This window comes from Psychromonas sp., assembly GCF_047632995.1.
Classification (GTDB): Bacteria; Pseudomonadota; Gammaproteobacteria; order Enterobacterales; family Psychromonadaceae; genus Psychromonas.
This window is the reverse complement of sequence record NZ_JBLIEK010000010.1, coordinates 49,746-57,916: the sequence shown is the minus strand read 5'-3', so window position 1 is coordinate 57,916 and position 8,171 is coordinate 49,746. Positions and strand designations below refer to the sequence as shown.

Annotated in this window: 6 protein-coding genes, 2 tRNA genes and 1 riboswitch; of the genes, 5 read left to right on the top strand and 3 right to left on the bottom strand. The window is 41.9% G+C overall.

All coding sequences use genetic code 11. The features are described 5' to 3' along the window. Nucleotides 1-167 precede the first annotated feature (167 nt). The 3 genes from ACJAT7_RS03565 to orn form a co-directional block, all read right to left on the bottom strand. Nucleotides 168-242 (bottom strand) — tRNA-Gly (locus ACJAT7_RS03565). A gap of 39 nt (nt 243-281) precedes the next feature. Beyond that, nucleotides 282-356: transfer RNA gene (locus tag ACJAT7_RS03560), tRNA-Gly, on the bottom strand. Between the two features lie 181 nt (nt 357-537). Then, nucleotides 538-1,077, bottom strand: a complete 540-nt coding sequence (gene orn, locus ACJAT7_RS03555; protein WP_415225423.1) for an oligoribonuclease — start codon at nt 1,075-1,077, stop codon at nt 538-540. Between the two features lie 106 nt (nt 1,078-1,183). Between orn and rsgA the strand changes: the two genes are divergently transcribed. The 5 genes from rsgA to ACJAT7_RS03530 all read left to right on the top strand — a co-directional run bounded on the left by rsgA (nt 1,184) and on the right by ACJAT7_RS03530 (nt 8,167). Beyond that, nucleotides 1,184-2,224, top strand: coding sequence for a small ribosomal subunit biogenesis GTPase RsgA (gene rsgA / locus ACJAT7_RS03550; RefSeq protein ID WP_415225422.1), 1,041 nt, complete (start codon nt 1,184-1,186; stop codon nt 2,222-2,224). A 48-nt stretch (nt 2,225-2,272) separates the two neighbouring features. Next, complete coding sequence (gene asd / locus ACJAT7_RS03545; RefSeq protein WP_415225421.1) at nt 2,273-3,145, top strand: archaetidylserine decarboxylase; 873 nt, start codon at nt 2,273-2,275, stop codon at nt 3,143-3,145. Nucleotides 3,146-3,160: 15 nt separating this feature from the next. Beyond that, a complete protein-coding gene (ilvA, locus tag ACJAT7_RS03540) occupies nt 3,161-4,699 on the top strand; it encodes a threonine ammonia-lyase, biosynthetic (protein ID WP_415225420.1) in 1,539 nt (512 codons plus the stop codon). 9 nt (nt 4,700-4,708) lie between these two features. Beyond that, nucleotides 4,709-5,773, top strand: a complete 1,065-nt coding sequence (locus ACJAT7_RS03535) for a potassium channel family protein (RefSeq protein WP_415225419.1) — start codon at nt 4,709-4,711, stop codon at nt 5,771-5,773. Between the two features lie 137 nt (nt 5,774-5,910). Further along, a riboswitch (cobalamin riboswitch) is annotated at nt 5,911-6,080 on the top strand. Nucleotides 6,081-6,280: 200 nt separating this feature from the next. Continuing rightward, nucleotides 6,281-8,167: a TonB-dependent receptor plug domain-containing protein gene (locus ACJAT7_RS03530; protein ID WP_415225418.1), complete on the top strand. Its 1,887-nt coding sequence runs from the start codon at nt 6,281-6,283 to the stop codon at nt 8,165-8,167. The last annotated feature ends 4 nt before the right edge of the window (nt 8,168-8,171 follow it).

Genomic DNA, 8,171 nt, shown 5'->3' with positions numbered 1-8,171 from the left:
TTGTCAAGGTTGAACTCGACGAACTGAGCTAGTACCGCATCACATTTTTTTTGGACTTAGTATGTACGAGTAAACTCATAACTCCAGTCAATTCTTGTCAAGGTTGAACTCGACGAACCGAACTAGTACCGCATCACATCTTTAGTTTTACTTCTTAAAGAGAAGTTTGGAGCGGTACAAGAGATTCGAACTCTTGACCCCAACCTTGGCAAGGTTGTGCTCTACCACTGAGCTAGTACCGCATCACATTTTTAATAATATAAAACTTCTTTAGAAGAAATTGGAGCGGTACAAGAGATTCGAACTCTTGACCCCAACCTTGGCAAGGTTGTGCTCTACCACTGAGCTAGTACCGCATCACATCTTCTTTCTCATAAGAAATGCTTAAGCATGTTGGTAATGCCCGTTCCTTATGAGTTGCGCATTATAGATAGGGAGTAAATGAATGCAAGCTTTTTTTACCCTAAATAGAGATTGGAAAGCTTGCTTGCTGAGTTTTTAAGCAGTTATTTAAAATTTCAAGTTAATAAGAAAAGCTTAAAATTTAAAAAAATGTTTTTTATAATGCTGTAATTCAGATATTGATTCACGGATATCATGCAATGCTAAATGCGTTCCTGATTTTTTATGCGCCTTAACCATCTCAGGAGCCCAGCGTAAACCCAGCTCTTTAACCGAACTAACATCGATATTGCGGTAATGGAAAAAACGGTCAAGTTCTGGCATGCTGCGCACCATAAAACGGCGATCCTGCCCGATGCTATTACCACACAATGGCGAAGCACCTGCCGGTACCCACTCTTTTATAAACGCAAGCGTTGCCTGCTCTGCTTCGGCGCAACTGACATCACTTGCAATAACGCGATCGGTTAACCCCGATTTACCGTGGTGTTGTGTACACCATTCATCCATCTTATCCATCGTATCTTTGCTTTGATGAATAATAAATTCAGGCCCTTCCGCGAGAATATTTAGATCACTGTCTGTGATAATCGTTGCTATCTCGATTATTTTATCTGTATCTGGATTTAAACCCGTCATTTCCAGATCAATCCATACAAGGTTATTTTTATTCATGCTTATTGTGATCCTTTTCTCTGTGAGAGAAGCCTCTTTAAATAATTTATCTAAAAAATATAGTATGATACTGGATTAATAGGAAATGTGGTAGCTAAGGAAAACCGTGACTAAGAAAAAACGACTCAGTAAAAATCAAGTTCGCCGCGTGCAAAGTAATCAGAATAAACGTTTGCAAAAAAATAACGACATACAATGGGACGAATCTGAACTTGGTCCACAACTTCAAGGTGTTGTTATCAGTCGTTTTGGACAGCATGCCGATATAGAAGATGAAAGTGGCAAGATAGAGCGCTGCAATTTACGCCGGGGAATTAAATCGCTCGTCACTGGCGATTGCGTTGTATGGCGGGCAGGTAATGAAGCCTATCATGGCATCAGTGGCGTTGTTGAAGCCGTTCACCCACGCAAAACTGTATTAACTCGCCCTGATTATTATGATGGTATTAAACCCATTGCCGCGAATATTGATCATATTATTATTGTCAGTTCGATTGCACCTGAATTTTCACGCAATATTATTGATCGCTATTTAGTCGCTTGTGAAGATATCGGAATCACGCCGATTATTGTTTTAAATAAAAGTGATCTGCTAGATCAGCCTTCGGCAAAAATAGTTGACAAGGAACTGCAAAGTTACCGTGATATTGGTTATCAGGTTTTATACAGCTCCATGCATGGTGACGGATTAGATGCTCTAAAAGGCGCGATAAAAGATAAAATAAATATTTTTGTCGGCCAATCAGGGGTCGGTAAAACATCATTATTAAATATGCTGTTACCCGAGGTTGAAGCGACCACAGGCGAAATATCTGAAGGCTCCGGACTAGGTAAACACACCACCACCACAGCGCGCTTATATCATTTCCCTGAAGGGGGCGATCTGATCGACAGCCCGGGTATCCGTGAATTCTCACTATGGCATTTAGCCGCAGATAGAATTGCCTCGGGATTTATAGAGTTCCGCCCGTTTTTAGGTGAATGCCGTTTTCGCGACTGTAAACATAAAATTGATCCGGGCTGTGCCTTAGTTGAAGCGGTTGAAAATGGAAAAATAGATGCTGCCCGTTACCATAGTTTTTTACGCATTTTAGAAACCATGGATGATGTGAAAAATGCCCGTCACCGAGAGCCAAATACGCATTAACAGACTCATTTAATACCTAAATTTAATTATTATTGGAAAGAGAATATTATGATTGAAAAGCTTAAGATTATTGGCCAGTACATTTTACCCAAGCACCTGGTGTCGCGTTTAGCGGGTAAATTAGCCAGTGCGAAAGCCGGTAAATTAACCACTTTTTTAATTAAACAATTTATCGCTAAATTTAAAATTGATATGAGTGAAGCAAAACACTCAGAGCCTGGCCATTTTAAAACCTTTAATGATTTTTTTACCCGTGAACTGCGTGAAGATGTACGCCAGGTAGTTGAGGGAGATGAAAACATTGCGATGCCTGTTGATGGTCGAGTCAGTCAGTTAGGCGCTATTAAAATGGGCCGCATTTTTCAAGCCAAAGGACATGATTTTAGCTTACGTGAACTGCTCGGTGGACGCGATGATATTGCAGCGCCATTTGATGAAGGCTTGTTTGCCACCGTTTACCTATCACCAAAAGATTACCACCGCATCCATATGCCCATCACTGGCACCTTGGAGCAGCTGATTTTTATCCCGGGCGATCTTTTTTCAGTAAACCCCTTAACCGCTGAAAATGTGCCTAATTTATTTGCTCGAAATGAACGTGCTGTGGCTGTTTTTTCCACTGCCATCGGTCCGATGGCAATGGTGTTAGTGGGCGCAACTATTGTTGGCAGCATTGAGACTGTCTGGGGCGGCACGCTGACTGCAAACGCGAAAAAAGAGATCCAGTATTGGGATTATAAAGATCAGAATATCAGCCTTGAAAAAGGAGCTGAAATGGGCCGCTTTAAACTAGGCAGTACCATAGTTGCGCTATTTCCGAAAGACAGCGTTGATTTTACACAAGGTTTACAAGCGGGCTCAGCGACACGTTTAGGTGAACTTTTTGCCACGACCAATGTAACTACCCATGCCATTAAATAGGAGATTCAATCACGAATGACCCAATTATCAGCAGCACAATACTTAAAAAAAATATTACTTGCACCTGTTTATGAAGCCGCTATTGAGACGCCGTTACAACCGCTCAATAAGTTATCAGAACGGTTAAATAACCAGATATTGTTAAAACGCGAAGATCTGCAGCCTGTGCATTCGTTTAAATTACGTGGCGCGTATAATAAATTGGCGAACTTAACAGCCGCACAAAAAAAATCTGGTGTGATAGCGGCCTCGGCAGGTAACCACGCGCAAGGCGTTGCCCTTTCAGCTAAACGTATGGGACTTAAAGCCACCATAGTGATGCCCTGCACTACGCCCGAGATTAAAGTCAATTCAGTACGCGCATTGGGTGCCAACGTGGTTTTATTTGGAGATGCTTTTGATGCGGCCAATGAGAAATGTAAAAAACTCGCTAAACTACATAATTACACTATCATCCACCCTTTCGATGATCCGGATGTCATTGCCGGTCAAGGCACTATAGCCAAAGAATTACTGCAGCAAAATGCCCATCTAGATAAAATATTTGTTCCTGTCGGCGGCGGCGGATTGGCAGCGGGCATTGCGGTTTATATCAAACAGCTTCTGCCTGACATTAAAATTATTGCGGTTGAGCCGGAAAATGCGGCGTGTTTAAAAGTTGCTCTGGACCATGGCGGGCCTGTCACCCTAAGCAAAGTCGGCTTGTTTGCCGATGGCGTAGCAGTGAAAACGATTGGCAGTGAAACATTCCGTTTATGCCAGCAATATATTGATGATGTGATAACGGTAAGCAGTGATGAAATTTGCACTGCCGTTAAAGACATCTTTGAAGATACCCGCGCAATTGCAGAGCCCGCTGGTGCATTGTCACTGGCCGGATTGAAAAAATACAGTCAACTTCACTCTTTAAAAGAGGAACGCCTTGCCGCAATTTTAAGCGGAGCCAATGTTAACTTTCATGCTCTGCGTTATGTGTCTGAGCGCTGTGAATTAGGTGAGCAAAAAGAGAGCATACTTGCGGTCACTATTCCTGAAAAACAGGGCGCATTTCTGACTTTCTGTAATGAGCTGGACGGACGCGCGATCACTGAATTTAACTACCGTTTTAATTCGCGTAAAGAAGCCAATATTTTTGTCGGGGTAAGAACGCCCCTAGGGCACGATGAACTGCAAATACTGACCGAAAAACTCACAAACGCAGGTTATTCTGTTGCCGATTTGAGTCATGATGAAACGGCTAAATTGCATGTCCGCTATATGGTTGGCGGCGCGCCAATCAGTGATTTAAAAGAGCGCTTATACAGTTTTGAATTTCCCGAGCACCCGAATGCACTGATTAAATTTTTAAACGTGCTTGGTACTCATGCCAATATCACACTTTTTCATTACCGTAATCATGGCGCGGCCTATGGACAGGTTCTTGCCGGTTTTGAGCTCGAGGGTAACAGTGCAGAAACCTTCAGTGAACATTTAAACGCGCTCGGTTACAACTATAAAGACGAGACCGATAACCAAGCTTACCGTTATTTTTTAGCACAACAAGATAACCGATAAAGGTAATTGATGCTCTTTCCGGAAAAACTTAAAAAACATCTACGCCGTTTAACGCTGCAGTTAACCTGGCCGATGATGTTTTTTTTAGTGGTTGCACAAACAAGCATCACCTACCTGTTGCTGGTTATTACCGATGAAACAGCGCTAACCGACAATCTATTACAATTTATCTATTACAACACAGTGGTTATCTCAACCGTCGGATTTGGTGATCTAAGCCCAATCACGGATCTGGGTAAAATGGTCGTTACTTTTTTCCAGATCCCCTCGGGGCTGGTCATTTTTGCCACTTTTATCGGTAAAGTAACCCAATTATTTATCAATATAGCGAGATCTAATATGAACGGCATGAACGACTTCTATCACCTTGATGACCACATATTACTGCTCTGCGGTAATAATCATGCAAGTGAACAGATAGTGCAGTTGATCCTCGGTGATAAAAAACGTCAAAAACGGCAGATATTACTCTGTGTAACCGCTGAGATAAAAAACCCATTCCCCGATAATAATGAGGTTGCTTTTGCACGTTTACGTGCTTTCTCTGATCAAGATGAGCTCAAACGGATTGCACTAAGTAAAGCACGGCGCATTATTATTGATGGTCAATCTGATGATGAAACACTCTCGATTGCACTCAGTATTGCCACTTACGCCAGTGCGGATGCCAATATCTCGGCACATTTTTTTGATAAGAGCAAAGCGGATCTGTTAAAAATTCATTGTCCGCAAATTGAGTGCAGCATTGACAGCAGTGCGCAGATGATGGTGCGCAGCATGCAGGATCCAGGCTCCAGCCAAGTGACTGAACACTTACTTTCAACATTAAATGGTGCAACACTGTATTGCCTGCAGGCACCCGAACTTGAAAAACCGATTCAGTTCGAACTGTTATTCAACAGCTTAAAGCGCAATCACGGTATGATTTTAATTGCATTGAGTCATTTTAAAAATGGTGATGATATGAGATTAAATCCGCCCCCTGAAAGCGTAATAAAAGGCGGTGATTTTTTGTATTACATCGCAAATGAGCGGTTCGCGGCGAACGAGATAGACTGGCGCGGTCTTAATTAAAAAAGGTCGGTCAATATTTTTTCATCTGTTTTGCAAAAAGAGAATTCAACCCAATAGCTAACAGCAATAGATCAATAGCACGATTTCTGCCCTTGTTTTAGAGCGGATTCGTTGGTTGACAGTTATTACTATTTATCTATAATCGCTTCTCTTTATGTTCCCCGCTTAAAAAAGCGAGGATTAAATGGGAAGCATGATTCGTCATTATAGATGGTGAAACCGGCATGCACTGCCCCCGCAACTGTAAACGTAAGAGTTATTAACTATCTACGTAAGTCAGATACCAGCATAAAGAGCGTCACTGTCTACTAAGCGGGCGGCTTAGTAGAACGTAAAAACACCCAAACCACTTGTAAATTATTTTCCAAGTTTGGCTAGGGTATTCGTAATGGTGGCGAGCCAAAGAAAGTCTTTGTTGCTCAGCAGATATGAGAGGCCACCGCCTTCCAATAAAACATTGAACTTCAAACTTTCTTCTATTTACAATTAAAATAACAAGGAAGCTCCATGCCACGCCTACGCCATACCCCAATCGCCTTACTATTAAGCGCAATTTTTAGCAGCCAAAGTTTTGCCACAGAAGCACAAGTTGAAAATAGAAATAAAGAGGATGATATTGTCATCTCTGCCAGTCGCGTTGAAAGCAAACGCATTGAAAGCGGCAGCTCAATTACTGTATTCGATGCGCAGTATCTCAAAGAAAACCAGGCGCGCACTGTGGCTGAACTACTGCAGGATGTACCCGGAGTAAGTGTTGCAAGCAACGGCGGTTTAGGTAAAAAAACATCCGTTTTTATACGTGGCGCGAGTTCCAGCAACACGGTTGTGATTATTGATGGCGTGAAAGTGACAGATCAATCGTCAGCTGCTGGCGGTTTCGATTTCGCACATTTAATGACAGATAATATTGAACGCATTGAAGTATTAAGAGGCTCACAAAGTGCGCTTTGGGGCAGTGATGCAATGGGCGGCGTGATTAATATCATCACTAAAAAAGGCAAAGCTGGCTTTCATCCCACCGCGACTATCGAAATCGGTACCAATCACTACCATAAAGAAAGCATCAACCTTAGCGGCGCAAAAAACAACAGCCATTATTCACTCTCAGCCAGCAACCTTGAAACTGACGGTCGCAGCACAAAAAATGGTGAATTAGATGATCCTGATGATGACGGTTACAAAAACCAAAATGTAATGCTAAAAGCAGGTCATCAATTCAATGATATTTTCTCGCTGGACGGCGTAATGAACTACACACGCACTGAATCAGAATATGATACTGATGCATATGATCCTGTGACTTATCAGCAGATCCAAAATATTGTCGACAACCATTCCAAAGTGCGTCAACGACTGGTTAAAATTAATAGCCATTTAAATCTCTTAGACAATCAGTGGAAAAATCGTTTATCACTTGCTTATGCAGACTCGGTTTCTGAAAATTACGAAGCGAATGGTTATTACGGGCCTTACACCAAGAACTCGGGTGATAATATAAAAGCTGACCTGCAAAGCGATTATTTTTTAAATAATAGAGGTGATTTTAATCACCGATTCACGGTCGTTGTTGAAACTGAAAAATCGACATATCAGCCTTGGTCCGTTATTGAAGAGCAGGAGATGCGAAGCTCGGCAGCGATTGCTGAGTATGGCGTTGATTGGAGCAAAACAATCTTCTTAACCGCCTCGTTACGTCGTGATTTTAACAGTGATTTTGATAATACCACGACCCATAAAATTGCTTTAACGGGCTGGGCGACAGAGGGTATTCGCCTACATGCCAGCCAAGGTTCAGGCGTTAAAAATCCAACCTTTAGTCAGCTTTTTGGCTCTTATGCAACGCCAGATCTTAATCCGGAAAGCAGTGATAGCTGGGATGCGGGTATAGAATATAATTTCGAAAACATTAATGGTTATATTGATCTAACTTATTTTGATGCGAATTATAATGATGCGATCCGTTATGATTTCAATACTTATAGCTATGTAAATCAAGATGAAAAAAGCAATGGTATAGAAGTCAGTACATTTTTCAAAGTAACGCAAGCGCTACGCGTTAACGCAGCATACACCTATATGGAAACCGAAGACGGCACAGCGGATCATAATGAGCTGTTGCGCCGACCAAAACATGCTGCCAGCCTGAATTCTAACTACAAGTACACTGAAAAATTGAGTGCTAATATTGGCGTGCGTTATATTGGTGAGCGTTTAGATTACGGTAATATCGATCTTGACGATTATACGGTGATTAATATTGGTGCGGCTTACCAGATAAATAAACACATTGCTGTTTCTGCCCGCCTAGAAAATGCCTTTGATAAAGAGTATGAAGAGGTTTCAGGTTATAACACAGATCCGCTCAGCGCTTATTTAGGCATCAGCTTTAAATAAAATC